Source organism: Telmatobacter sp. DSM 110680 (genome assembly GCF_039994875.1).
GTDB lineage: Bacteria > Acidobacteriota > Terriglobia > Terriglobales > Acidobacteriaceae > Telmatobacter.
On record NZ_CP121196.1, the window covers coordinates 2,171,940 to 2,197,272 of the forward strand.

Sequence of the window (25,333 nt, forward strand, 5' to 3'; positions counted from 1 at the left end):
GCCTGAAGAATTGAGCAGCAGGATCGAGCGCCGCTGCGTTTGCACAGAAGGTTATCAGACGGGGCGAAGGGGATCGACAGCTGGCGGGAAAGCTCGGTGCCCGTTTCGCGCTCGTGGGGACTATCGGTGCAACTCTGATGTGGTTTGAGAATTGGAAATCAGGTCAAGCTGGTCTTGTGGGCATTTCCGGGGTAATGTCCGAGTTGGCCACTACTCGCTCGCTAGAATGATGGGGTGACATTGCTCAAGATAGTTTTGGTAGTAGTCGCCATACTTGGCGCGGTGCGCATCATGCACTTCTTTCGCGCTCGCACCATGCGTCGATTCGCTTCAAAGTGGGGCTTGAGCTACAGCGGACCCGCTGCGCCTCCACAATGGTGGTTTAATACCTCCCGTCCCAAAATCCCTCCTCCCCTGCCCGGCTGGGTTTCCCACCTCGGTATCTCCCAAGCGTGGAACATCATCGAGGGAAAGAACAATGGCGCGTCAGTGTTCGTTTTTGACGGCGTCAGTGAAGGTTTCAGAAGTCATCCTTCCACCTATATCGCCTGCCATACCGAACAGAATCCATTCGGAATGGATACGTCGGTCGAACTCGTGACACAGATACACGGATGGACGATCCTTCATGGGGTGCGGTTCCTTTTCTTCCATTGGTTTATGGGCATAGGGCGGATTGATAGACATCTCAGCAATTTACAGGCGGAATGACAAAGCCGACTCGAAACGAGGCCACCGCCCGTTCCTCCCGAGTAACCGGCTACTCGTCAGTATGGAGAGGACAACTCGGGCGTAACGGCTAAGAGAGATCGTGACGGAGATACGTGGTGCCGGCTGAGAATCAGTATCAGCTTTCCGTCATGCACCGTCGAGACGATTGGCTATTGCGCCTCAACAAGTGAGGCCGGCGGCTTTTCACTTTGTGCTGGAAGGTTTGTGCAGCGGTAGGATTCAGCGACGACCCATCCACCCGCTATCAGGGCAACATTAAGGATGGTCTCGCTCCACTGGAAGGGGTTCTTGGAGCCTGTTGCCACGATGGGTAGCCAAACCAGAACCAGGAACAACGTGAGTTGCAAGACCGACAGCGTGACTGCCAGCCGTGCACAAAGGCCGGTGAGGGCCGCGACGCCCGCCGCGATGAATGCACAGCCGGTGAAATATGCCCAGAACAGATGACCCGGCAGCCAGCTGGGGATGAGCGAGAGGGTGTCCTTTACGTCGATGAAGTGAGCCGCGCCGAAGAAGATCAACGACAGGCCGTAGAGCGTGTGGGCAACGCGAAGACCATTGTTGCCGGTCACCGAACTAAGGTGGTTGCGGTCCCAGTCAGTGGCAAACCAGACATACAGCACCCAGGCAGCGGCCAACATGACCGCGAGAGGGAACACGGACCAGCAAGCTTCAAAAGCGGGTACGCGAAGAAAGTTTGGCAACAGAAACAGCAACAACCAAAGTAGAAAGGTGGCGAGAAGCACACGTGTGGCGGCGGCCGCCGTGTGCCGAATAAGTAGACCGATACCCGCGGAGAGAGAGATCAACGAACTCAAGGACACAAGTAGACTGCCTGCGGGAACTTTGGGAGCAGGATTCCACAAGGGGACGAAATCAGGGTGGAGCAGGCCTATGATTCCGAGACCGCTCATAGTGACCGCGAAGATTGCGCGACCTGTGCTTGGGATGCGCATGCCTTGCTCCCGGAAGTTTAGTTTGCCGTGGGATTCTTTTGCTACCTGATTCTAAGCGCGGACGGAATCGATCGCGGCGAGATGTTCTTCTGCGGGCTCAACCTTCAGCGAGACGGCGCGAGAAGCAAATAAGCCGGTGGGCGGGTTACAGCTCAGTTCCGGGCCAATTGCCGGCGACTCGGACATTAGTCGAGGCAGGTTGGGTCCGGCGCCTGAGGGGAATCGAAGCTTCGGGCGGGGCAGATCCGAAGGACGCGGATTTTTATGGGGCCATCTCCAAGATACCGGACGGATGGTTAACCGCATTTGCTAAACTCCGCTCACCGGTCTCACAGTCCCCCGAAATGGAGAAGAAGGAATGATTTTGAAACAGAAACTCGCGGTGTGTTTGTGTTTTGCGCTGACGGGCGCGGCGTCTTCAATCGTGGTTGCGGCTCAGCCGAATGAAAAGGCAGCGGCAAAGCGGACGCTGGTGCGCGCCGGGCATGTGCTGGATGTGAAGACGGGCAAGCTGGCCGATGCGCAGACTATCGTTGTGGTGGGCGACAGCATCAAGTCCATTGCTGCAACGGCGTCTGTGACGGCCGAGGCGGGCGATACGGTGGTGGACCTGGGCGGCATGACGGTGATGCCGGGGCTGATCGATGCGCATACCCACATCACGATGAATACGGATTTTGATCCATTTCGAGAACTGATATCGACGGACGCGAAACAGGCAATCAACGGTGTGGTGAACGCGCGCACGACATTGATGGCGGGGTTCACGTCGATTCGCAATGTGGGGGCGGGCGGTTATACCGATGTTGATCTGCGTGACGCGATCAATTCGGGACAGGTTGCAGGTCCACATATGCTGGTGAGCGGTCCGGCGATGGGAATAACCGGAGGTCACTGCGACGACAATCTGCTGCCGGTGCAATATCACCAGGTGAGCGATGGTGTGGCCGATGGGATTGCAGCGGTTCAACAGAAGGTGCGGCAGAACATTAAATATGGTGCGGACCTGATCAAGATCTGTGCGACGGGCGGGGTCCTGTCGAAGGGGGATGATCCGCAGGCTTCGCAGTACACGCTGGAGGAGATGCAGGCGATCGTAGCGGATGCACATCGGCTGGGCCGCAAGGTGGCGGCGCATGCGCATGGAGCGCAAGGAATCTTATGGGCGACAGAGGCGGGCGTGGATTCGATTGAGCACGGCAGCTACATTAATGACGCGGCCATCGCCGAGATGAAGAAGCGGGGAACCTACCTGGTGCCGACGGTCTACCTGCAGGACTGGATGCTTGAGAAGGGGAATCTGCCAGCTTTCTATCACCAGAAGATGGTGGATGTGATCGGAGTAGCAAAGAAGAACATCAAGCATGCGATGGAGGCAGGCGTGAAGATTGCGCTGGGGACCGATGCTGCCGTTTATCCGCATGGGCTGAATGCGCATGAACTGGATGTGTATGTGAATCAGCTAGGGATGTCTCCGCTGGCGGCACTGCAATCGGCAACCGTGAATGCGGCGGACCTGATGGGCTGGACGGCGAAGACGGGCACGCTGGAGCCGGGCAAGTGGGCGGACATTATCGGAGTGGAAAAGAATCCGATGGAGGACGTGCGGGTGCTGCAGAATGTGAAGTTCGTGATGAAGGGCGGCGTGATCTACAAGAGTGACGGCAGCTCTGCAAAGTGAAGTTCGCAAAGGGGTCACGTGGTGGGGGCAGGAGTTTTTGGGGGAGTGGGTGGAGCGTGGATACTTAGGCGCTCCGCCTTGAACTCGGTTTCCTGACTGTGACTGCGGTGCGTTGATTGCGACGAACGTGGGCAAAGGCCACGGAGTTGTGCTGCATGCTGTAGTGCATCTTTGCTGCTTCCGATTCGAGGTCGGTGGGGACAAACCAGTTGGTGTTGCGCTGCACCTTCGCGGAGCGGCCGGCGATCCAGAACTTCATCATGAGGAAGCTAAAGGCTGGCAGAGCGACCAGCAGGACGACAAAGATCTCTAGATGAGCGCGGACGGTCGAAAGTTTGGCGCCGATACTCGATGGATCCATCTGACATTCTCCTTGCCGTTTGCGAGAACCGGGTCATAAGTCCGATTGCGCTTGTCGGATGTTGTGACTGTATGTGTGTTATCGACTGCGCACAATATGGCGTTAGTGCGAATAAAGCAGCGCGGTAGTGCAGGGTAATTCGGCTACGGTAACGAGTCGAAATCATTACTTATGTGGGGTAGGCCGAACGCGAATACACAATGCAATGGAGTTAGGGAAGGCGAGAAATGAAGCGGTCGCCCTGAGCGCGATCGGCCGGAGTCTCAGATGGAGTCTGTGATGGCTTGGGCCCACGCTATCGCGCTGGAATAACATCCGGCTGCAAAGTCCTCGTGTATTCCGAGCAGGCGGCAATTATGGACAACAGCTTGCCATGCTCCGGATTCAACCGCGAGGATGAGCTCCCAGATCGGTCGGAGGCTTCCCTCGTGCTCTAACAGTAGTTTCGTTGAGTCGTCATTGAGCGAGAGACCTCCGATGATGGCGCACATGGGGATTTCGAGAATCGCGTCCATGAGTGACAAGAGCCCTAGCAAAAAGAGATCAGATTCACCGTGCGCGACCCTGGCGCCGAGCAACTCTGCGAATCGTGCGCGAACCATTCCCGAAAGCAGCAATTCGCTGGGACGGCCTTGCGACATTTCAAACATGCCCGCGAGTCTGCACCAGCGGCGAATTTCATCTTCGCCCATGAGGGTGAGCGCCTGGCGAACAGTGCTCACTTCTCCGCGAAACGCGACTACAGCAGAGTTGAGGAAGCGCAGCAGACGGTAGTAGAGGGTAGGATCGCTTTTGATGAGTTCTTCGACAGACATCCAATCGAGTTCGGGCTGTGAGACGGCCTGAAGGAGGCGCAGGTAGACGACCTTATTGGTGCGCGCTCCACGAGTTCGCAGCGATTCGGGCTTGCGAAAAAAGTATCCCTGAAAAAAGTGAAAGCCGGCTCGGCGCGCGAACTCGAAGTCCTGGCGTGTCTCCACTCCGGTGGCGAGCAAGCCGGTGTGTTCCCAGCGATCCGATCCGATTATCAGCGGAATCTCTTCCAGCCGGGTTTGCTGAAGGTCGACTTTGATGTAATCCGCGAGGTGAACGACGGGCTGCCGTGGATCGTTGTTCATGAATCCATCCAGAGCAATCTTGTAGCCCGCGTTTTTGAGTTCGCAACAGGCTTGCAGGATGGCGTCATCCATCGTCACGTCGGATTGAATTTCAGCAGCGACTTTTTCCGGGGGCAAAAATGCGATGCCGTGTCCGAGCAGGATCTCCCGATTGCAGGGGATAAATGCGAGGCGGTTATCGCAGAGAATATCCAGCCCCAGCAGGGTCGACATATCGATGGTGGTACGTACCGATTCGGTCGTGTCGGTGGCGGAGAAGTGACTGACGACGTCGGTGCGAAACAGGAGTTTGTAGCCGATGACGGTTTCGTCCGCTGCGAGGATCGGCTGGCGCGTGGCGTACCGGGTGGGTCGAGCTTCGTCGATGAGTTGCTGTTCCACTGTTCTGGATGAAACATCGGCAGAATTCTGAATCGCATGAACTGAATCGCATGAGCGCGGCGGATGGTTCTTTACAGTCCGGCATGGGTCCTGCCACACTGGAAGGTGGACACCCAAACCATCGTTATTCTTGATTTCGGATCGCAGTATACGCAGCTCATTGCGCGGCGTATTCGCGAGCTGAACGTTTTTTCCGTTGTGCTTCCCTGCACGGTTCCGTTGACGGAAGTAAAAGCCTACAAGCCGATCGGCATTATTCTGTCGGGCGGCCCGTCGTCGGTGTATGACGCGGATGCGCCGAATGCCGATCCGAGGCTGCTGGAGATGAAGCTGCCGACCCTGGGAATTTGCTATGGGCTGCACTTTATCGTGCATCACCTGGGCGGCAAAGTGCGGACGGCGCCGAAGCGCGAATACGGGCATGCCGAAGTTGCGCTGGAAGACAGCTCGACACCGCTGTTTGCGGGACTTCCGGCGGCGATCCAGGTATGGATGAGTCACGGCGATGAGGCGCTGGAGTTGCCTGCGGGCTTTCGACGCACGGCGGTGACGTCAAATGCGCTGGCAGCAATTGCGAACGAAGAGCGGCGCATCTGGGCGGTTCAGTTTCATCCCGAGGTGCATCACACGCCGCTCGGACCGCAACTGATCCGGAATTTTGTCTTCGATATTTGCGGCGCAAAGGGCGACTGGACGCCCGCGCACTTTGTTGAGACGACGGTTGCGGGGATTCGCGAGAAAGTTGGCAAGGGGCACGTGATCTGCGGACTTTCGGGTGGGGTGGATTCGTCGGTAGCGGCGATGCTGGTGCACAAGGCGATTGGCAGCCAACTGACTTGCATCTTTGTAAACAATGGAGTGCTCCGCAAAAACGAATTTGAAAATGTGCAGAAAAACATGCGCGACAAGCTGGGGCTCAACGTGGTGGCGGTGGATGCGAGTGAGCGGTTCCTGAAGCAGCTTGCCGGCGTTACCGATCCGGAGACCAAGCGCAAACGGATTGGCGCGGAGTTCATTGCGGTGTTTGACGACGAGGCGAAGCGCATTGCAGAAAAGTCGGGCGGTGTGGACTGGCTGGTGCAAGGGACGCTGTACCCGGACGTGATTGAGTCGAGCAGCGTGAAGGGGCCGAGCCAGACTATCAAGAGCCATCACAATGTGGGCGGGCTGCCGATTGGGATGAAGCTGAAGTTGATTGAGCCGCTGCGCGATTTGTTCAAGGATGAAGTGCGGCGGATCGGACGTGACATGGGCATGCCGGAAGATATTCTTGGCCGGCAGCCGTTTCCCGGGCCTGGGCTTGCAGTTCGAATTCTTGGCGAAGTCACTCAGGACCGCGTGGCACTGCTGCAAGAGGCTGATGAGATTGTTGTCAGCGAGATCAAGGCGGCTGGGCTGTATTCGCGGATCTGGCAGAGCTTTGCGGTGCTCCTGCCGGTAATGAGCGTGGGCGTGATGGGCGATCAGCGCACCTATGCTTACACCTGCGCCGTGCGCGCGGTGCATTCCGAAGACGGCATGACGGCGGATTGGACTCCGCTGCCGCATGAGGTGCTGAAGCGCATTTCCAGCCGGATTGTGAATGAAGTGCGCGGTATCAATCGCGTAGTCTACGACATCACATCTAAGCCCCCCGGCACCATCGAGTGGGAATAGTTCCTTATATGTAAGTTGTTGTATATCAACAAAAAGCACCTTTTACGAAACATTGAAAGTCAACAATTTACGTGCTAACCTTTGACAGAATCTTTGAAATTCTGGGCACTACTCAGATTCATAGCTGAGAAAGGTTAGGATGCTCAAAAAGCAGATTTTTGATCCAGAATCAGAAATCCCCATCTTTGGCGATGCCTTGGCTTATGTTCGGGACGGCCACTGGCAATTTCGGATGTATGTTGCTGCTGAAAAGAAATATGTGGTTCGATCCCTCAAGACTCGAAATCGAGCCACAGCCATTTCAAAAGCTCAGGACATGTATCACGAAATCCTGATGGAAGTGAAGAGCGGCAAAAAGCTGTTCTCCATGACCACAAAAGAAGCCGTTGCTGAGTACCTGAAGTATCGGCATAAGGATATTGCCACAAAGGGAATTGTTGTTGGCAGGTTCACCACCATCACATCACACCTAAACCATTTTCTGGACTTCATCGGAAGAGACACCCGAATGAAAGATTTGGGAGTGGATCACATGGAAGATTATTACGGCTTTCGATTGGGTGAGAAGGCCAGTCAGTCAACGATCTTCAATGAACAGTCCACAATAAATGCCATGATGAAGTGGTTGTATCGGAATGGAAATACGAATTTCGAATCCTTTATCTACAGACCAGTTTCAAAGATTGACACAAGAGCAGAGGACATCCGTAAGGCAACTATCACAGAAGATGAATACATTGCTCTCTATACGGCTGCTCGATCCTATGTAAGACGTTCGGAAGGCGAGGAATATCTTGAACGTGAGATCGCACGTCATTGGATTCTGATAAATGCCAATTGTGGTATGAGGAATGGTGAAGCCAGACAATTGAAGGTCAGAGATGCTGAAATCTTCACTGTGAAGGCCAGCAACGAATTGGACAGGACTTTGGTGAGGCTGACCATTCAAGCTGAAACCTCCAAGTGGAGGAAATCTCGAATGGCTGTCTGTCGTGGTGGGAAGTATTTCGAACGGCTGAGAGAACTGCTGAAATCCAAGAACGATGATCTTGTCTTCTCCGTGGATGGCACCACTCCATTCACTGAGAAGCTGCTACTGAAGCATTTCTATGCCATATGTAGTTTGGCCAAAATCAAGGATTTCAGGGAGCGAGGGATCTCCCCTTATTCGCTTCGTCATTTCATGATTACTGAACGGGTTCGGGCTGGACTCAATGTGCTTTCTGTGGCCGATATGTGTGGAACGAGCATCAAGGAAATAGAAGCAACATATCACCACATGTTCGACGATGTGAGGATCAGTAATGCTTTGATTCCGTCACGGCGACGAGCAGCAAAAAAGCCAGAGGAGAAGTAGAGCCTAAATGCCCGATGGCGTTTTGACAGGTTTGTTCACATCAGCCAAATCCTTTTCCGCTTGCTCCACTGAGCTTCTTTCTTTTTCGAGCTTGAATGCCGCTCTCTCTCGCTTCAGTTGCTGGCTCTTCTGCTTCAGCGATTGTTGTTTAAATTTCAAAAATGGCTTCGTCATAATCTCAAAGATTCTCATAGTGTGTTTCTCCTGAACAAATTCCAGAATTGTTCATACGAATTATCGAAATTCCAGAATTGATTTGTTGAATTTCTCTCCTCAGAAGTTTGAGTCGAGTGATAATGCTGATTTTCCAAGTGAATTTTGCGAAGCACTTGGATTCGATCTTCCTGTTGCTGTTTTGCAATTTAGACACACGAATAAAACAAGGTACGGCAAAGCCAAACCCGTCTACGTCAATTTCAGTTGTTTCACTCGTCCTGCCTTTCAGTCCAACCTCAAACATTTCCGAAATGTGATCCCGAGATGTCACCCGAATTTCAATTTGCGAAAATGCCCGATGGGACACCGCTTGTGCTAAGCATGGTTTCGAGCTTCTGTTCAGTTTTCAATTTCCAGCCCGAAATTGATCTACGAGAATACGGTCAGCGTCTCGTGTGTCGAATATCGGCTGGTCGTAAGTTCTATCAAAATTATTTTCGAGGAGGATGTATTCAATCCATCCTCCTTGGTTGTGAATCGGCTTGACGACGAACGTATCGATGTGAAGAAGTTCCAAGTTTCTTTCTTCTTCTGACTGTGTTCCAAGCATTCGATAGAGTCTTTGCTCATCTTTCGTCAGTGGCCTGTGCCACACTCCCGCTGTCTTTTTAGCAGCGTTTTTGAAGTGAGACAGAATGAGATCGTTGTCGTGGTTTTTGTTGAAGTGACCCACGGCGAGGTGGAGGTGTAAATTGATGCCTTCTCTCCCCTCTATAACGGCGGCAAACGAGAGTTGGCGGCGACCTGTCTTGATCGCTTTTTTAGTAAATGCTTCTTTGGTCAAGTTCCAATAAAACTGTCTGGCAACTTGGTCAGCACGTTCGATTGTCTGATGGGAGGTTCTGAGATTGAGGGTACAGGAGTGTGTGAAGGCTATTCCGCTCAGGACTTGAGCAATGCCTTTTCTGTAGCGTGTGATTTGATGGGCGTTCACGATAATCGACCTCTGGTGATTCCCCCTGTTCTCGTTTGTGGGCTGAAATCAGATTTCAGCCCAAATTCGATCACCAGAAGGACTACTCAAGTCAGTAGCAAGCCGACAGGGAGGATTGAAACCTCGAACGTATTTAGCTCAGGCAGGGGTTCCAAACCCGTTTCTGACTAAAATTCGATTTTTTATTTTCGGTACCGTGGTAAGTTACTGACCCTTTTCCTCGTCGATCTGGCGGGAGCCAGGATTCGAAGGGTGACCAAATTGGGCGTACCCTCTCTTGACGGTAGGAGCTTTACGTTTTGAGGGGCAAAAAGCGTAAAATATAGGTGGTACTTTAGTTATTTGACACATGTATCTCTATGGTCTAAAGTCATATTTGACACATTGAGGATACGGACATGATGGCAAAACGGAATGGCAAAAGGGTCGGGTACGTCCGAGTGAGTAGCATCGACCAGAACACGATCCGCCAACTCGACGGCGTTCAGCTTGACAAGGTGTTCACGGATAAAGCCAGTGGCAAGGACACGAATAGACCTCAGCTAAAGGCCCTAATGGACTTTCTGAGAGCAGATGACATTTTGGTGGTTCACAGCATGGACAGGCTGGCTCGGAACATCAGTGACCTGCTCAGGATTGTCCAAACGCTGAACGAACGTGGAGTGGTCGTTCGGTTCGAAAAGGAGTCGCTGACCTTTTCAGGAGATGATTCGGCAATGTCCAAGTTGATGCTGACGATCATGGGAGGCGTAGCTGAGTTCGAGAGAGAAATGATAAAAGAGCGTCAACGTGAAGGTATCGCCAAAGCAAAACAGGCCGGTAAATATACCGGGAGAAAATCTACTTTCAAAACTGCTCAGATTCAGTCGATTCGTGAGCGGGCGTTGGCTGGTGAGCACAAGGCGGCACTGGCACGGGAATTTGGTGTAACGAGGCAGACGATCTACAACATATTGGCGGCGTAGCGAGTGGAACGGAACCTTGGCCTCAATCAATAGGCTCCGTGGGCGTGTATGTCTCACTGGCTCACGCTTAGGGTCTGCTCACCAATTCGATGGATAAAGCTTTACTCGGAAGGCGCTGCTTTTGGAGTCGTGCGCACCCACATAATTGAGACTTCCATCGGCATTGATCACTACAAATATATCTGGTTCAGTTTTGACAGCTTCGTTTGGCCAGATTGTTTCGTTGGCAAACTGGATTTTGTAGCAGTAATCAAGTTGTTGCCACGAAGCAGCAAAGTTTGATGCTAACTCTCTAAGGGCTTCTTTATTTTTGTCGGCGGCCTCCCCCATAGTCACTCCAGCTTGATATTCCTTTTGCGCGGTTTCGACATTCCCGTCCGATGATGCGTAAGAGGCCCCTTTGTATTCATTCAATGCGATGTCGTTATGGGCTAAGAAATTGCTGAGGGCATTATCCATATCAACCAGCAATCCATTCATACGATGTCCAATTTCTGTATCGGGATCGAATGTATCAATATCGTTTGTCGTCTGATGCCCCCGAGCTGAGTTGTCGGCATCCTTCTTCATCGCTTCTTTCTTCATCTCCTCAATCGTGGCGGCATCCAAGGTCGGATTTTGCCTTATGGCCTCAAGTGTGGCTGCCATGTTCTCACCTGTCGGCGGCGGAGGCACGTCAAACTGGCTCTTGAAATGAATGCTCGGAACATCGCATGGCTTATCACTTTGCTTCGGGGTGTCTACGCCGATGCCAGCTTGAACTCCGTCTCCCATTTGTTGAGTCGGCTTCGGGTCGTTTAGCACCTGCCTCATTTGTATCTGCTTCGACGTGCCGCCATTGTCGAGCGTGATGTAAACGACAATTACGGCGATCAGCACCAGCACACCGACTAAGAGAATAATTGCCCTGTTATCTGCGGCTACGCTTTTTTCCAGTAATCTGCCACAGCTCGGACAGACATCTTCGCCCGAAAGGTAGGCGTCTTTGCAATTTGAACATTTTCCTGTGGAACCACTTATAGAAGGGGCAAGAGCAGACGACCGTCCTTCCAACTTTCTTCTCTCTAACACTCCACCCGAAACGGGGATGAGAATGAGAAGACCGAACCAACCTAGGACGGTCCAACCACTGAAAGCGTTGATGGCTAGAATCCACCACCGCCACGGATGTCTTATCTTGAATGCCACCATCGAGGGAATGAGATAGGCCGCCAAACCCACACCCGCAAGCACGATCCACATTAGAACCAAGTACCAAAGCATTTTCTCAATTGCCTCCCGCTGAGAATGCGTGCAATCCTCGACAACTGAACATGTAGCCTATAGGCAATGTTGTATCCCATAGTATACGGGCGATGCTGATGGGTGCGGAAAAACGTTCGTCAGCGATTCGGAGACAGAATCAAATCTCTGCGACAGGAGAGAGAATGGTCGCAAGAAGACCTTGCTGACAAGGCCGGGATTGGGCGTGTCTTCATCTCTCAACTCGAAAATGGTCACAAAGAAGCATGTTTGGGAATTATTGAAACGCTGGCGGATAGTTTCTCCATCACTATCTCTGACCTGATGAAGCAGGTTTAGAAACTTTTTGCTCTTTCCGTTGCTCCATTTCCATATCAGAAAAGACGGTCTTGCTTGGCAATTGTGGCCGTATCCTTTGCCGCTTTTTTGAATGCGGAAGGGTCAATGAGCGGGATGTCAGGGCGCTTTCCAGCGAACAATTCTTCAATGGTCAGAATTTGGATCTTCGGGAATTTTTGATACGGCATCTCGTAGAACCCTGTTTTGACCGCCTCCAATCGCATAGGTTTTGTTGGCTCGGCAAGGGTGATGAACACGCCAATCCTCGCCTTCTCCCGATCTACGACATGAGCCAGGTCTCGAATCATTGAAACATTGATATTCTCGCCGCCCTTCACAGAAACAATCGCCTTCTCCGTTTCCTTCCCATCGGGCTTGAAATAGATGAAGCCGTCAATGCCGCTGTCCGCTCCCTTTTTCTTGCCGCCATACGGCACAGCATCCACCAGCGAGACAGCCCACCATTGGAACTGATATTTGTCCTGAGCGGCGAGAGCCTGAGCGCCGCCGATGTCTTTCGGCGTCCCGTGAATCTCGAACGAGACACCGGGAAAAGCATCTTTCAATCGTTTTTCAATCAGAGAAATTGCGAGGTGTGTAACGTCAATCCCTATCCATTGCCGTTTCAGTTTTTGAGCAGCGTGGATTGTTGTTCCACATCCACAGAACGGGTCTAAAACGGTATCGCCTTCGTTGCTTGATGATTCGATGATTCGCTCAAGAAGAGACAGGGGCTTCTGTGTGGGGTAACCGAGCCGTTCCTGTGCCTGTGAATTGATTGGAGAAATATCGTCCCATATATTGCCTATGGGCGTGCCGGGCATCTCATCAAGGTATCTCTTGACTCGGATTCTCCCGTCCTTGCTGGCAGGGAAGTACAACCTTCCTTCAGCGTCCATCTTCTTCATTGTTTCCAGAGAGACAGACCAGCCATTAGGATGGGGCTTGTAGCCTTTGTAGTCATAAGTCAGGTTCGGACGAGGGCCGGGACTTCGTAGGTCACGAGTTGTGTACCGCCGACCATCTGGCTCCAGCAGACTGTAATGCGACTCTAAGTAATCGTCCGAATATGCGGAGTGAGACCTGTGAAATGTTGAAATCTCCGACTTGGCATAAAACAGAATGACATCGCTTTGGTCTCCAAATCGCCTTCGAGCGTCGCTGTGAGCGCTTGTTCGCTTCCATATAATCTCATTGCGAAAGAAGTATGGACCAAATACAGCGTCAAGAAGAATTTTTAGGTAGTGGCTTGCCGTTGGGTCACAGTGTAGGTAAAGGCTGCCTGTTGGCTTCAACACACGATGTAATTCGACCAAGCGAACTGCCATCATGGTCAGATAGGCCATCATGTCGTTCTCTTTGAGGAATGAACGAAACGCTCTCAACATCTCAGCAACATCGCTGTTGCCGCTGTGAATCACTTCATCAAACGCTCGTTCGGCGTGATCATTCCAATGCCACGTATCTTCGAACGCCTCAATCTGTGCCTCTGATTTTTGACCGCTGTGTGCTTTGAAGAGCACGTTGTAATTCGCTTGGCTATTGAACGGCGGGTCGAGGTAAACGAGGTCAACGCTCTCAGTCGAAATGGACGCTCTCAGCACGTCCAGATTGTCGCCGTAATAAAGTTGGTTTGCCATTGGCCCCTGTTCTGAATGCTTTGTTGGACCAATGCTATCGTAGGGGTGAAGCAACGGCGTTGGGGGCCGCTACAAGGCGTTCACAGCTTGTCAATGAGGGAATCGTCGATCCCATCTCGGTAAACGCCAAATAGCCCGGTTTTCGTTTGATTTTGATAGGTTTTAGAGCAGTCAGAAGGACCGATCCACAGCGAAAAATTTTGAAAATGATGACGCTGACCCCGAATGTTTTGCTTTGTAAAAGGTCCGACTGATTCGAAAAGATTTATCTTTCGGTTTTACGTCAGGTTTCTCTGCTAAAAGTTTCACAAAACTTATACAAATCAATTATGTTCTTGTAAGAGTTTTATTTTCAGTTACTTGTATAGTGGAACCATCGAGTGGGAGTAATTTGCCATCAAGGCAGCCGCGCCTTCAGCGCCATTCTTGCTGCTGGCAATTACCTCAACTTTTGCCGCTGGGGTAGTGGCCATGGAGAGATGAGAGCTTCTTGGTACGAATGTGGTTTGTTCAGCGGCTTGCGTCGGATCTGAGTTTCGCGTGTCTATGGCGCGACAGAGGTTGTGCCGTGATACGGACCGGCGCTGGAGCTCGGGCGTGTATAGATCGCAAAGGTTATTGTGCCAACCATGATCAGGCCGAGCATACCTAGCCAAGTGAGTCCGGCCATGGTCTGAACGTCGGCTATGCGGGCTTCGACCTCGCGCATATTGCGGCCGGCAAGAACGTAGCCAGTATGAGGTCCGTTGACGCGCTGGATGACTGCGGCGATGCGAACGCCACCCGATCCGCGGACTGGCTGCCAGCTCAGACGTTCTTCTCCATTCTTGAGGACATTTTCGAAGACTCCGGGAGGCGGAGTGGGGATCGATCCGTTCAGCAGTCCTTGCGATGCGATGGGGTGGCGCTGTTCGTCGTAGACGATTACGAAGGGCGAGAGGCTTCGTGCCATGTCGATCTGTTGAGAAGCAGGAATAGCGTCTGCGGGGGTGACGCCTTGTTCGATACGTGCCGCGACGTCGCCAGCCAGCTGGATTTGCGGATCGTTAAGCCCGGAGCGTAACAGGTGCTGAGGGATCGCGTAGAGAGCGAGTGCGACCCCCGTGGCGATTCCGGCGAGAATGAGCGCGTTGAAGATGAGAGCGGGACGAGTGAGTGAATTGGGAAGCATGTCAATGTGCTCCTTGATCAGAGAAGTAACGAGGTCGCGAAAAATCAGCGGGATCAGTTTGTGTAGGGGGAATGTTTTATCGCTGAGAGCATCGCGCAAGGCCTGGCGCATCGCAGGCGCGTAGGTATCGCTGAATTCGGCTGGGTAGAGACGAAGTGCGCGTGCGTAGAGGCGTTCGATTTGACCGCCGTCCCGGCGAGGATTGATAGGCGGCGCGCTCACGAGCGGCCTCCGTTAGGGAGCAGGCCGAGGGAGCGGGCGGAAGTGACAGCGGCATCGAGGCGCCCGAGTTCCGCAGCGAGGACCGCGCGACCTTGAGTGGTGAGCCGGTAGTAGCGGCGGCGTTCATCGTCCTGCTTGTCGGATTCCTCTACAAGGCCATCGCGGATCATGCGGTCTACGGAGCCGTAGAGGGTTCCGGGGCCCATGGCTATGCCGCCGCCGCGAGGAGCGCGGGCGTCTTTCATCATGGCGTAGCCGTGTTTGTCGCCTTCCGCGAGGGAGAGAAGGATGGCAAGGACGGCAGGGGAGAGAGGGACTACGCGCTGAATTCCATTAGCCATGAGAGGAATATATATCCATAACGGATATATCCGCAAGGGGAATATTAATTCTTGCTAATTTCGGTGCGGAGTCACGCCGAGGCGGGGAGCTTATCGCCGTGATTTCCACGTCGAGAGCGCATTTGGGTGGAAGTCTGCTCAATTACAGTTGCTCGTATAAGGCCAGCGGGATGGCTGAATTTGCGCGATGCATTTTGAATTGAGGATGGAATGATGGAGAAGGCTTATCGGCCGCAGGAAGACATTGTGACGTTGATGATGCAGTTCGAGCAGGAAGTGAAAGTCGCACCGGAGTTGCCGGATGCGGGAACGCGGCTGCTGCGTGCGCGGCTGGTGTTTGAAGAGGCGCTGGAGTTTGTGCGGAGCTGCGGATGTACCGTGACGATGTCGGGATCGAGCGGAGATGGGCCCGCGGTGATTGACGGCATTCAGGTGGTGCTTGATCCGAACGGGACGCCGGATTTTACGGAATATGTGGACGGCTGCATCGATCAGCTCGTAGTGACGTACGGCGCGCTGTGCGCTGCGGGAGTAAAGGCGCAGAGCGCATGGGATGAAGTCCAGCGGAGCAACATGAGCAAGGCATGGCCGCATTGCAGCGTGTGCGATGCGGTACTGGTGCGCGGAGACGGTGAGGAACTGGTGCATCCGGAAGATGGCGGCGCCCACGGCGGCAATTGGAACACAGTTCTGAGAGTGCACAAGCGCGAGGACGGGAAGTTCATCAAAGCGCCAACATACTCTCCAGCGAATTTGAAACGCGTGATTGAGGAGCAGATCGAAGAGGCGCACTCGCCGGCGAGTGTTTAGGCCCTCACTGGCCCTCGGGCCTGATCACCGGAGCGCGTAGCGGAGTGGTTTCGATTTCGATGCGAGTATCGCGAGGAAAAATAACGTCGCGGCCCGAATGCAGGAAGTTGTCGTAGAAGGACAACCCGGCAGCATAGAACCCGAGGCCGGCGGCGAGGTTGCGGCTTCCTGAAGCGATGCCGACAATACGGCCAACAATGCCGAAACCATTGGAGGCAACACCGGTCTGGGCGGTGAGGTTGCCGTCTTCATCGAGGGCGCGGCCGGCGAGCATGGTGAGCAACAAGGGGACGATCACGCTGGACTGGCTGCGTGGCGTGATGGTGCCTTCAGCATCGAGAGAGAGATTCTGTGTCTTCTCGGTCGCGGCGCCGGCGAGTGCTCCTTCCACTTCGCGGTTGTAGCCCTCCGGAAACTTGACCTGCTGGAATGTGAAGCGGAGTTTTCCGTTGCGGCCGAAAGAGCGGGCCGCTTTGGCGACGGCGACTTTGCCGACGAGTTTTGATCCCTGGGGAACGACCAGCTGCTTGTCCTTGTCATAGACGGGTTCTACGACTAAGGCTTCTACGCTATCGCCCGGCTTCGCAGTTGCGGAAGTCAGATCCCGTGAGAGGGTGGCGTTGACGGCCCAGACTTCATTTTTGCTGGCAGCGGCAACCGGGGATGGAACTGCGCGAAGAGTTGCGGTTTCCAGCGGAAGGCTAAGCGGAGCGGAGAGTTCGAAGGACCATGCTGTGTTGGCTTCGATACGTTCAGGATGGTACGGGAGCTGGTGGTAGAGCACTTGCAGGGCGCGATCGCCTTTGCCGGGTGCGGTGAAATAAGCGAGACGGTCGCGCATGTTGGCTTTGGCCTCGGCCCAGCGGCGCGCGATGAAGGATTGCTTCGGAGAGACACCGGGGGCGGAGAGTTTCAGGACGGGCGCGCCGTTGGCTGCGGGGGCGGCGGCAATGGGAATGGGGCCGGAGGGAAGTTCAAGCTTGTCGAATTGAACCTGGACAGTGTGGAAAGGCGTGAAGTCGCCGCGAAGGCGCGCATGCCAGCGTGTTTTAGTGTCAGCCTGCAGAGCGATGACATGGCCCTCGAGGACAGCGTTCTGGGGCACGACGAGTTTGCCGGCTGCATAAACTGGGTGCATCAAGTGCGCTTCAAACGGCTCGCCGATCTTGACCGGATAGTGGCGCGCGATTTCTACCTGCAGGCTTGTTCCCTTCGCTAGAACGGGTTGTGCGGCCTCAGCTGCGGCGTCTTTAGCGGGTTCGGGACTCGGCGAGGTTGGACGGCGTTCGAGGGACTGTGCGCCTGCGAAAGCGGTGAAGACAAGGGCTGCCGGAACCAGAAAGAAACAAAAATGGCAGCGGGTCGAAAAATACATCAAAGAGGCTCCTGCCTTGGGTAATTCTACTGTGAGACGAACGTCGGAGCTAATCGCGAGCTTGATTGCGGCTAGGTGGTTGCGGGGCGGGACCTCAGCGCAGCGATTTCTTTGCTCAGGGCGTCGAGGCGCGTGAGCAATTCATCGTGACGCTTATCGGCAATGGATGGGTCTTTGCCTTCGATGTAGAATGAGCCATTCGGCTCGAGTTCGCAGTGGTGAACTTCGTGGATATGCTCGAAGCCCTGGCGATGGATGACTTCGATGAGTTCCTCGCGGGTGAGTGCCTCGGTCTTTAGCGCCTTGTTATCGATCTGGCCGTCTCGGACAAGAACGACGGCGCGGCCCTCAAGCGCTCGCGTGAGCTTGGGCGACCGAAAGAGCAAGCGGACTACGAACCAGTTGATGGCAAGCAGGCTGAATGCGCCGATTACGCCGCCAGTGACGGAGTTGTCATCGCCGATGATCGCGTTCTGCACGGTATTCGAGAGCGATAGCAGGACGACGAGGTCGAAGGGATTCAATTGCGCAAGTTCGCGCTTGCCGAAGATCCGCAACAACAGGACGAGCACGAGATACACGACGATCGGGCGCAGGAGTTTTTCGAGGATAGGGATGGGCACGTGGAACATGCTGTCGAACATCGGAGTAAGGATCATGCAGGGAGGATAGCGTGCATCAGTGCTTTCTCTCCAGCCTTAATGTGAGATCGACGGTTCGCGTATCGTCATTTGGTCGCATGACATATTTGACATCAACGGTTGCGAATACCCGCTCTAACTTCGGATTGACGTTGGTGGTGGCAAAGAATCCGAGAATGGAGCCTTCATTGAACACTGCGCCGGGAGGCATCTTCCACGCCGCCAGCATCATGGTGCGCAGTTCGTCGCTGACATTTTCAATATTCAGCGTGCCCATGTTGTAAGCGGGTCCAGGAAGGACCGTAGCAACGTAGCTTACCGTGCCGTTGTTTCGATCAAGTGTTGGAGTGGCATCGACTTTCGCTCTGATAAATCCATGATTGTGATACTGGCGCTCGAGGTAGAGCCAGTTGGCACGGATGTGTTCACCGTCGGCAGGGTCGCCTGGATGGATATGGGATTGGCGATCGAAGTCGGCCTGATTGACCACGAGGCCGGGGTCCAAACGGATTTCTTTGACCTTGTAACGGATGCCCGGCGTAACTGATACCGAGAAGGGGATCCGAATCGCATCGAGTGCAATGGATGGAACGGCCGACGGATTGGCTTGAACAGCAGCTTCCAGATAGCCCTGATCCTGGTAATACAGCCGAATGTTCGTCGCGATCTGTTCGGGACTGCCGTCTGAGTCGTAGCTCGAGCCCGAAAGTCTTGCAAGGATCGGAAGGACTTTGGGATCAAGCGGCGCGGAATTCTCTGGAGTGATGTCGCCGACGAGGACCGGGGGGTTTGTGATCGAAAAGCTTACGGCAGTGATTTTGCCTGACTTCCGATCGGCAACCGGCGAGGCAAGAACAGTTGCCTTGATTCCCTGGGCCGTCAGCATTTGCTCTAACGCTGCCCGTACAGTCTCGGCAAGGCCGCCTTCACTGGGAAGCTTGCCATGGTAGAGAGAATATTTCTGGCGGAGTTTCGCGTCGAGTTGCGGACCAAGTGCAAACGGCAAGTTGCTGAGGTGTATGGGAACGATCTGCTCGGCCGGTGTGAGTTGGAATATCAGATCTTGCCCGTCGAACTTGAAGGCTAGACTCGCGAACATTCCCGTGTCCAGGAGGCTTTTGGAGACATCGTTGATCTGCGCATAGGAGAGGGTGTCCCCTTTTTTTAATCCTGAGGCGGCCAGCAATTCCTCGTTGGAATATTCTGGATCTCCGTTGAACTGGATAGATTTGGGCACGAACTTCTGAGCGTGCGCAGAGACGGATGAGCACAGCAGGGCGGCGACGACGACCGGGATCAACTTGGGGGGCATGGCAGGACAAGGTTAGCAAACGGAAAATTAAAGTTGAGAAATAATCATGCACCTCTTTTGCAGTATTGACGCAGATTTGCAAACAGCCTTCAGGGACTGGGGTTGTGCATAGCTGCATGCAGTTCGCGTTTGCGAGGACGACTTTGATTCGCGCATGCGATAGAATCCGCTGAAGCGATGCTTTCCCGAACGCCGGGGAAGCTTGCGAGATAAGAAGAAGGGAAGCAACTGCGAATTGACCCTGAACGATAGCACGGTATTTGTTGAACTGGCGCCTTTCCGCATTGAGCCGCGGTTTGTTGAGCGGGTGTGGGGATGGAAGGATTTGCATCCGTGGTATGACCGCGTGGCAGAGAAGGAGCCTATCGGCGAGGTGTGGCTGACCGGCGACGATTGTTGCGCGGCGACAGGCCCGTACGCCGGAAAAACGCTCAGATCAATCTTCAGGGAGAGGCCGGAGGCGATGCTCGGCGGCGGCGGTGCATCGTCAAGTGACTCGCCGCTTTTGATCAAAGTTCTATTCGCTCGTGAAAAGTTGAGCGTGCAGGTTCATCCCGATGATCGACTCGCGCAAAAGTACGGCGAACCGCGGGGCAAGACCGAGTGCTGGTACGCATTAGCGTCGGAACCTGGGGCGCAGGTGGCACTCGGGCTGAAGCCCGGCGTCACGATGGATGAGATAAAGGCCGGCATCGAAGGCGGAACGTTGGAGCAGAGTTTGAATCTACTGACGGTTCGCGCAGGCGACATGATGTATGTAGACGCGGGAACGGTGCACGCGATCTGGCCCGGATCGGTGCTGCTGGAGACTCAGCAGAATTGCGATCTGACCTACAGGATGTATGACTACGGTCGTGGGCGCGAATTGCACATCGAGAAATCGCTGGAAGCAACGCGTTTGAGGACTGCTGCGGGTAAAGTCCTGCCGAAGACTCTGGAAGATCGTACCGTGCTGGTGGACAGCCCCTACTTCTCCGTTGAGCGAATCCCTGTGGAGGTGAGCCGATCGAGCAAGAGCTTGCAGCGCGCCAACCAGGACAAACCGGGGTTGGCATACCTGTTTGCTGCTGCGGGAAGTGGTCGGTTAAGCAGTCCGAGTTTCGGCACCGTAGAACTGCCGCCATGCGGCATCATCGCGGTTCCGGCATCATCGCCGTTGTTTTCAATTCAGGACATGGGTGAACTTGATCTGATCTTGATTACTGCACGCACGCCTGGGACCGTCGCATGACGGGAGAAAATTGGCGGGAGTCTGTGGTCGAGTACATTCGGGCAGAGGCGCGCCCTGAGGACAAATTCGGCCACCAACCCAGACTCTACACATTGGCAAAAAAGATTGGCAAGAACCTTAAATACGACGACGATATTCTGTTTGCAGCGGTGTGGCTGCATGACCTTGGAGTGTTTTTGGGACACCGCCCGCAAGATTTAGAGCAACTTTCCCACTGGGATCACGTTCCATACACCATTAGTAAAAGCAGGGAACTTTTGATCGAATGGGGTTTTCCCACTGAGAAACTTGAGGGCGTCGCGGAAGCGATCAGACATCATCAAGCCAAGGACGATCCTGCTACCGTGGAAGGAGCGCTGCTGCGGGACGCGGACATCCTCGAACAGTTGGGTGCGGTTGGTATTTTGAGAGCAGCGGTCAAGGTTGGTCGGGATACACGTTACCCAAGTTTTAGTTCAATTTTGCCCGTTTTAACTGGCGCAGTTAACCATTTGGCACATGAGACGCGTCTAACAGAATCAAAGGTAATGGCTGAATCAAGAGCTGAGATGCTACGCTCGTTTTTAACTGCCCTGCAGGACGAAGCTGGCGATATGCTTCACTAAGTTAGCTACTTTCCCGCCGTGCAAGCCAGCGGCCTGCAACACGCTATTGGAATAGGCTTGCAGACTTGGACAGGTGTCCATCACCTTCCTGGTTCTGAGGATACCCGAGGGATTGGAATTTCCCACAAGGAGAAGAACATGCGACGGAAGTTGATGATGGCTCCGATTCTGGTTTTATTTTTTATGGGAGCGGGATTGAAGGCACGGGCGCAGGTGACCTACTCGGCCGAAGAAGGTAAGCTGCCCTTTACGGTTGGTGCGGGCGTAACCGATATTTCGGATGATTGGGGATACGAAAATCCGCGTCAAGTTGGCATCACGATGTGGGTTGATTGGCGTCTGCCGTTTATGCCACCTGTTTTGCAGGGACTCGGAATCGAATTTGAGGGCCGCGACGTTAATTACGCAACTCCCTCGAATCTGCCAGGTCATCGCATGGATACCGGTCTAGGCGGTCCCGTCTATCAGTGGCGGCGCAAAAGCAGGGTTCGTCCCTTCGCGAAATACCTGATGGGTATCGGCAGTATCGATTTTCCAAATGGAACGACTTACAGTCACGACACGCGTGCAGTATTCGAGCCGGGCGGCGGAGCCGATGTGCGCGTCTGGAAGAGCTTTTCAGTCAGAGGTGAATACGATTATCAATTCTGGCATCAGATTTTCGGTCCGCACGATTTAACTCCAAATGGCTACACCTTCGGTGCGGTCTACGATTTCGGTCTTCGTTCGCGATAAGACGTCATAGTCAAATCAAATTTCAACTAAAGAGGGCGCCTTGGGCGCCCTCTTTAGTTATGCACACAAGGATACGTGTGTGAACGTTTCGCGTTCGATTTCTGCGTCAGCAGTTTATCTTCAGATTTGCCGCACATCATGTCTTACGTGGAAAGAACATGATCGAGACTCCACCAAGTGAGCGTAAGTTTGCCAACTCCGGACGCGACTGGGCATTGCGCGGTTTTATTTTCCTTGTCTTTCTCTTTTTTGGCTCAGCCAAATTCAAGTCTGATGCGAACACGCCCTGGGTAGTGCTGTACAACCAGATTGGCTTTGGGCAGTGGTTTCGCTACGTTACGGCGGTGATCGAACTTGTCGGTGCATTTCTGGTGTTGATTCCGCAGACGGTGATGGCTGGGGTACTACTGTTGGGTTGCACGATGACGGGCGCCATGTTCGTCAACGCGGTGGTGTTGCATAGATTTGTAGATGCGTTCTTTCCGTTTTCAATTCTGTGCGGGCTCATTGCCTTCGGAGCGCACCGGCGGCGAGTCTGATTGTATCTTTCGCTCCAAATGACGACGCGTCCATATACCAGGGATCAACCGCTGAAACGGGTTACTCTGCGGGCTAAGGCAGATCGAGCGGGCGCGGCGCGAACAAGTCGTCGAAAGTCGGACCGACAATCGTGTGGGGTATGCAATGACGTGGTGCAGGGAAAGCCGCCGCGTAGGAACGCGTGACATGCAGCCTGTCCATGAAGACATAGCGCGTGCGGACGCCGTTCAAGAGCGAGGGTAGCTGCGCGGGAATGCGTTCACGATCGACATAGATCACGAGAGCGGCCTCGCGAGGATTGTCGAGGCTCTGACCGATGCCGACAGCGAAGAATGCAGAATTTTGCTGCATGAGCTTGCGCGCGAGCAGGCGCTTTGCCTGGAGTGCCGGTGTAAGCGCCGAAGCTGCCAATGGGCGTAAACCTGCAACAGTCGCCGTAGTGGGTGCGGAACCGAGGGAGACGGAGTGGGCGGTGGCGGGAATGACGATGGTGCGCACGTTTTCGATGGCTGACGGAACGGACGGAGTGAGATTTTCATCTACGTAGACGATCAACGCGGCAGATCCGGGTTCGTCGCTGCTCTTTCCCGCTGCAACGCCGAGGATTCCGGTGGACGGATTTACGAGTGCGCGTCCAGCAGCTAGCGCCGCCTGTTGACGAGCGAATTCAGAGTTAGATAATGCGCGTGCCTGCGCTGAGGAAATGGTGCTATCGCCGTAGTTGAGACAGCTGACCTCATGATCCGTCGTGCCAACGAAAGAAAAGCTGGAATCTCCAGGCAATTGCGTGCTCAGGGCATTGAGTACATCAGGCGCGGGATTGGCGATGCCGTGGCTAACGCCGGCGGCGTCAATTCCGCCGGCAAAGAAGAGGCCAACAGGCTCGGCATTCGCGCTGTCGACGATCAATGCGCCGGAATCGCCGGCATCGCTGAAGTGATCTCCGCTGACTGAGATCTGATTCGTAAACAACTTGGTGAGATAAGGCTTGGTTTCAGCGCAGTCGCGGTAGTAGTCGACGGAAACATCAAGATCAAATGCTGTAACGCGGCCGCAAGTCAGGCCAGTTGTACGACCGCTTTTGGCAACACGTAACTGTAGGGTTGCGCTTTCCCCTTTGCCTTCAGTGGAAGAAATGCCTGGAGGGGCCGCCCCGAGCGATCCATCGGTTTGACGTACGCCTAGTTCCAAAATGCTGCCGGTCGTGTCGACAGTATGAGAGGCAACTCCCGCGATGGCGGCATCGACGTTGGTTTGCGGTGAATGGAGTGGCAGCCATGCGGTGAGCGCGGCAACCGGAACAGTGCCCGCGCCGTCCCCATTCGGGGTGCAGTTGTTATCGATGAGGCCCGGCTGGACGACGGTATCGCCGACGGCGGCGTGATCACTGCGCGCGAGAACATGATTGTTGCTCAGCAAATACTGGCGTCCACTCGAGTCCTGCACAAGGGCGCCGAGGGTTCCGCTGCAGCAGTCAAGGATGGTGTTGCCTTTTTCGTCGAAGTCATTGTTGTTGCCGCCAGAGCTGCCGAGCAACATAGGCGCGGACAAAGAACCTTGATGAGTGGCGGGATTGCTGGAAACGCCTACAGTATTGAGAAGAACGGCAGTTTCGATTTTTGCGGAGGAACCTGGGAGGGTTGCCACCACGTAAGTGACGCCGGTCGAGACCGTGGCTGGTGCAGTATAAGTAACGGAACAGGTGGTAAAAGAGTGCCGAGTGCGCTGGCAGGATGTGGCGCTCAATGTGCCTTCGCCACCGCTATCGCCGGACGGGGAATTCGAGAGCGCAAAGTGGATTTCTCCTGCGCCGCCTGCCTCGGCAAGGAAGCCGGTCACGGTGACGGCTCCGCCGGCCCCCACGGCGGCATTCTCAGGCGTGAGCGGTTGCAGGAATCCTGGCGTCAATGTGAGAAGTGAGGTGGCACGGATGCTGGGGTCTGATTTGAGCGCTGCTGTGATCATGATCTGGGCACGATCGGCGCTGAGGTAGTTGGGTGGGGTGTACTGCCCATTGGCGGAGATGCGGCCCGCTCCGGAAGCAGGATCTCCTCCACTTACGGACCAAGTGACCGGCGCCGAGCCACCACTGTTGAGCGTCGCTGAAAACTGGTGGACGGGGCTCGCATGGTCATTCAGGGAGTTGCAGCCGTTGCAGTTGGTGTCGATTAGCGCCGTGCCTGGCGAGATCGAAAACGCAGCATTCGCAGATGATGAAGCAGTGACCGGGCCTGCTCCGCAACCGGATAGAAGTGCGGTCCCGGCGACAAGAAATGCCGAGGCGAGTTTGAGGCCGCCACAGCGGAGGGAAAAATGCGCCCGCGTGCGCGGAAGTAGCTGGTGCCTAACGGCTTGTGTCGCGAGCGGCAATTAGACAGATGTCCTTTGGATGAGTAATGGTCCGTCGGCTTCGACGGGGTCGCAGATTTAAGGTTAGCTCTTCCCGGCTCGAGTGGAACTTTACCCGCAGCCGATTTGATCAAATCGTAACCTTCAGGCGAGTTCTGGTCCGGCAACTGCCCGCAATGCAACGACCCACAAAGCACGATTCCAGACGCCAGCGGCATTGTAAGGAAGACCGCTTCCTGTACTGAAGTGGGACGCCCAGCACCCAAAAGGGCCATCTTCAAAACCCCTAAAGTACCCTAGGATGATTGTCATAGTTACCTCTGTGTAAATATTTGGTTACCTATGGTGCAAAATGAAGAAAAAAAGAATCTTACCGTCATTCATAGATAAGATCCCCGGCCGAGCAGTTAAGGGTTTGCAGAT

Annotated in this window: 23 protein-coding genes; 10 read left to right on the top strand and 13 right to left on the bottom strand. The window is 54.3% G+C overall.

What is annotated here, in order from left to right:
* Positions 1–234 precede the first annotated feature (234 nt).
* Positions 235–711, top strand: coding sequence for a hypothetical protein (locus tag P8935_RS09010; RefSeq protein ID WP_348264661.1), 477 nt, complete (start codon positions 235–237; stop codon positions 709–711).
* 170 nt (positions 712–881) lie between these two features.
* Here P8935_RS09010 and P8935_RS09015 read toward each other — a convergent pair whose 3' ends face one another.
* Positions 882–1,688, bottom strand: a complete 807-nt coding sequence (locus tag P8935_RS09015; RefSeq protein ID WP_348264662.1) for a hypothetical protein — start codon at positions 1,686–1,688, stop codon at positions 882–884.
* A gap of 358 nt (positions 1,689–2,046) precedes the next feature.
* Between P8935_RS09015 and P8935_RS09020 the strand changes: the two genes are divergently transcribed.
* Complete coding sequence (locus P8935_RS09020) at positions 2,047–3,369, top strand: amidohydrolase family protein (RefSeq protein WP_348264663.1); 1,323 nt, start codon at positions 2,047–2,049, stop codon at positions 3,367–3,369.
* A gap of 64 nt (positions 3,370–3,433) precedes the next feature.
* Here the strand turns inward: P8935_RS09020 and P8935_RS09025 are convergent, their stop codons facing one another.
* Entirely contained in the window at positions 3,434–3,730 is a 297-nt protein-coding gene (locus P8935_RS09025) for a hypothetical protein (RefSeq protein WP_348264664.1), read from the bottom strand.
* Between the two features lie 263 nt (positions 3,731–3,993).
* Positions 3,994–5,229, bottom strand: coding sequence for an HDOD domain-containing protein (locus P8935_RS09030; RefSeq protein WP_348264665.1), 1,236 nt, complete (start codon positions 5,227–5,229; stop codon positions 3,994–3,996).
* A 63-nt stretch (positions 5,230–5,292) separates the two neighbouring features.
* On the opposite strand from P8935_RS09030, the gene guaA reads away from it, so the two are divergent.
* Together guaA and P8935_RS09040 are read left to right on the top strand one after the other, a co-directional pair.
* Entirely contained in the window at positions 5,293–6,885 is a 1,593-nt protein-coding gene (guaA, locus tag P8935_RS09035) for a glutamine-hydrolyzing GMP synthase (protein ID WP_348264666.1), read from the top strand.
* A 139-nt stretch (positions 6,886–7,024) separates the two neighbouring features.
* Positions 7,025–8,242 (top strand): site-specific integrase, encoded by a 1,218-nt coding sequence (locus tag P8935_RS09040; RefSeq protein WP_348264667.1) that lies wholly within the window; start codon positions 7,025–7,027, stop codon positions 8,240–8,242.
* Between the two features lie 3 nt (positions 8,243–8,245).
* On the opposite strand, the gene P8935_RS09045 is transcribed toward P8935_RS09040, so the two are convergent.
* Positions 8,246–8,434, bottom strand: a complete 189-nt coding sequence (locus tag P8935_RS09045) for a hypothetical protein (protein WP_348264668.1) — start codon at positions 8,432–8,434, stop codon at positions 8,246–8,248.
* Positions 8,435–8,804: 370 nt separating this feature from the next.
* Positions 8,805–9,392: a hypothetical protein gene (locus P8935_RS09050; RefSeq protein ID WP_348264669.1), complete on the bottom strand. Its 588-nt coding sequence runs from the start codon at positions 9,390–9,392 to the stop codon at positions 8,805–8,807.
* Between the two features lie 401 nt (positions 9,393–9,793).
* Here P8935_RS09050 and P8935_RS09055 point away from each other — a divergent pair, with 401 nt between their 5' ends.
* On the top strand, positions 9,794–10,357 hold the full coding sequence (locus tag P8935_RS09055; protein ID WP_348265321.1) for a recombinase family protein: 564 nt from the start codon (positions 9,794–9,796) through the stop codon (positions 10,355–10,357).
* 78 nt (positions 10,358–10,435) lie between these two features.
* Here P8935_RS09055 and P8935_RS09060 read toward each other — a convergent pair whose 3' ends face one another.
* The 4 genes from P8935_RS09060 to P8935_RS09075 all read right to left on the bottom strand — a co-directional run bounded on the left by P8935_RS09060 (position 10,436) and on the right by P8935_RS09075 (position 15,312).
* The gene (locus tag P8935_RS09060; protein WP_348264670.1) at positions 10,436–11,620 is read right to left on the bottom strand and encodes a superinfection immunity protein; all 1,185 of its coding nucleotides are present in this window, start codon (positions 11,618–11,620) and stop codon (positions 10,436–10,438) included.
* Positions 11,621–11,973: 353 nt separating this feature from the next.
* Entirely contained in the window at positions 11,974–13,578 is a 1,605-nt protein-coding gene (locus P8935_RS09065) for a DNA methyltransferase (protein WP_348264671.1), read from the bottom strand.
* Positions 13,579–14,122: 544 nt separating this feature from the next.
* Positions 14,123–14,971: a hypothetical protein gene (locus tag P8935_RS09070; protein ID WP_348264672.1), complete on the bottom strand. Its 849-nt coding sequence runs from the start codon at positions 14,969–14,971 to the stop codon at positions 14,123–14,125.
* On the bottom strand, positions 14,968–15,312 hold the full coding sequence (locus P8935_RS09075) for a PadR family transcriptional regulator (RefSeq protein ID WP_348264673.1): 345 nt from the start codon (positions 15,310–15,312) through the stop codon (positions 14,968–14,970). The genes P8935_RS09070 and P8935_RS09075 overlap by 4 nt, the downstream gene beginning before the upstream one ends.
* Before the next feature lie 210 nt (positions 15,313–15,522).
* Between P8935_RS09075 and P8935_RS09080 the strand changes: the two genes are divergently transcribed.
* Positions 15,523–16,122 carry a hypothetical protein gene (locus P8935_RS09080; protein ID WP_348264674.1) on the top strand — a complete coding sequence of 200 codons (600 nt, stop codon included), beginning with the start codon at positions 15,523–15,525 and terminating at the stop codon, positions 16,120–16,122.
* 4 nt (positions 16,123–16,126) lie between these two features.
* Here the strand turns inward: P8935_RS09080 and P8935_RS09085 are convergent, their stop codons facing one another.
* The 3 genes from P8935_RS09085 to P8935_RS09095 form a co-directional block, all read right to left on the bottom strand.
* A complete protein-coding gene (locus tag P8935_RS09085) occupies positions 16,127–17,497 on the bottom strand; it encodes a hypothetical protein (RefSeq protein WP_348264675.1) in 1,371 nt (456 codons plus the stop codon).
* 71 nt (positions 17,498–17,568) lie between these two features.
* The gene (locus tag P8935_RS09090; protein WP_348264676.1) at positions 17,569–18,156 is read right to left on the bottom strand and encodes a YetF domain-containing protein; all 588 of its coding nucleotides are present in this window, start codon (positions 18,154–18,156) and stop codon (positions 17,569–17,571) included.
* Positions 18,157–18,175: 19 nt separating this feature from the next.
* Complete coding sequence (locus P8935_RS09095) at positions 18,176–19,450, bottom strand: POTRA domain-containing protein (RefSeq protein ID WP_348264677.1); 1,275 nt, start codon at positions 19,448–19,450, stop codon at positions 18,176–18,178.
* Positions 19,451–19,685: 235 nt separating this feature from the next.
* Here P8935_RS09095 and P8935_RS09100 point away from each other — a divergent pair, with 235 nt between their 5' ends.
* The 4 genes from P8935_RS09100 (at position 19,686) to P8935_RS09115 (ending at position 22,560) form a co-directional block, all read left to right on the top strand.
* Positions 19,686–20,681, top strand: coding sequence for a type I phosphomannose isomerase catalytic subunit (locus P8935_RS09100; RefSeq protein WP_348264678.1), 996 nt, complete (start codon positions 19,686–19,688; stop codon positions 20,679–20,681).
* A 23-nt stretch (positions 20,682–20,704) separates the two neighbouring features.
* The gene (locus tag P8935_RS09105; protein WP_348264679.1) at positions 20,705–21,286 is read left to right on the top strand and encodes an HD domain-containing protein; all 582 of its coding nucleotides are present in this window, start codon (positions 20,705–20,707) and stop codon (positions 21,284–21,286) included.
* A gap of 138 nt (positions 21,287–21,424) precedes the next feature.
* Entirely contained in the window at positions 21,425–22,021 is a 597-nt protein-coding gene (locus P8935_RS09110) for a hypothetical protein (protein WP_348264680.1), read from the top strand.
* Positions 22,022–22,179: 158 nt separating this feature from the next.
* Positions 22,180–22,560, top strand: a complete 381-nt coding sequence (locus P8935_RS09115) for a DoxX family protein (protein ID WP_348264681.1) — start codon at positions 22,180–22,182, stop codon at positions 22,558–22,560.
* Positions 22,561–22,633: 73 nt separating this feature from the next.
* Here the strand turns inward: P8935_RS09115 and P8935_RS09120 are convergent, their stop codons facing one another.
* Positions 22,634–24,931, bottom strand: a complete 2,298-nt coding sequence (locus P8935_RS09120; RefSeq protein WP_348264682.1) for a hypothetical protein — start codon at positions 24,929–24,931, stop codon at positions 22,634–22,636.
* Positions 24,932–25,333: the final 402 nt, after the last annotated feature.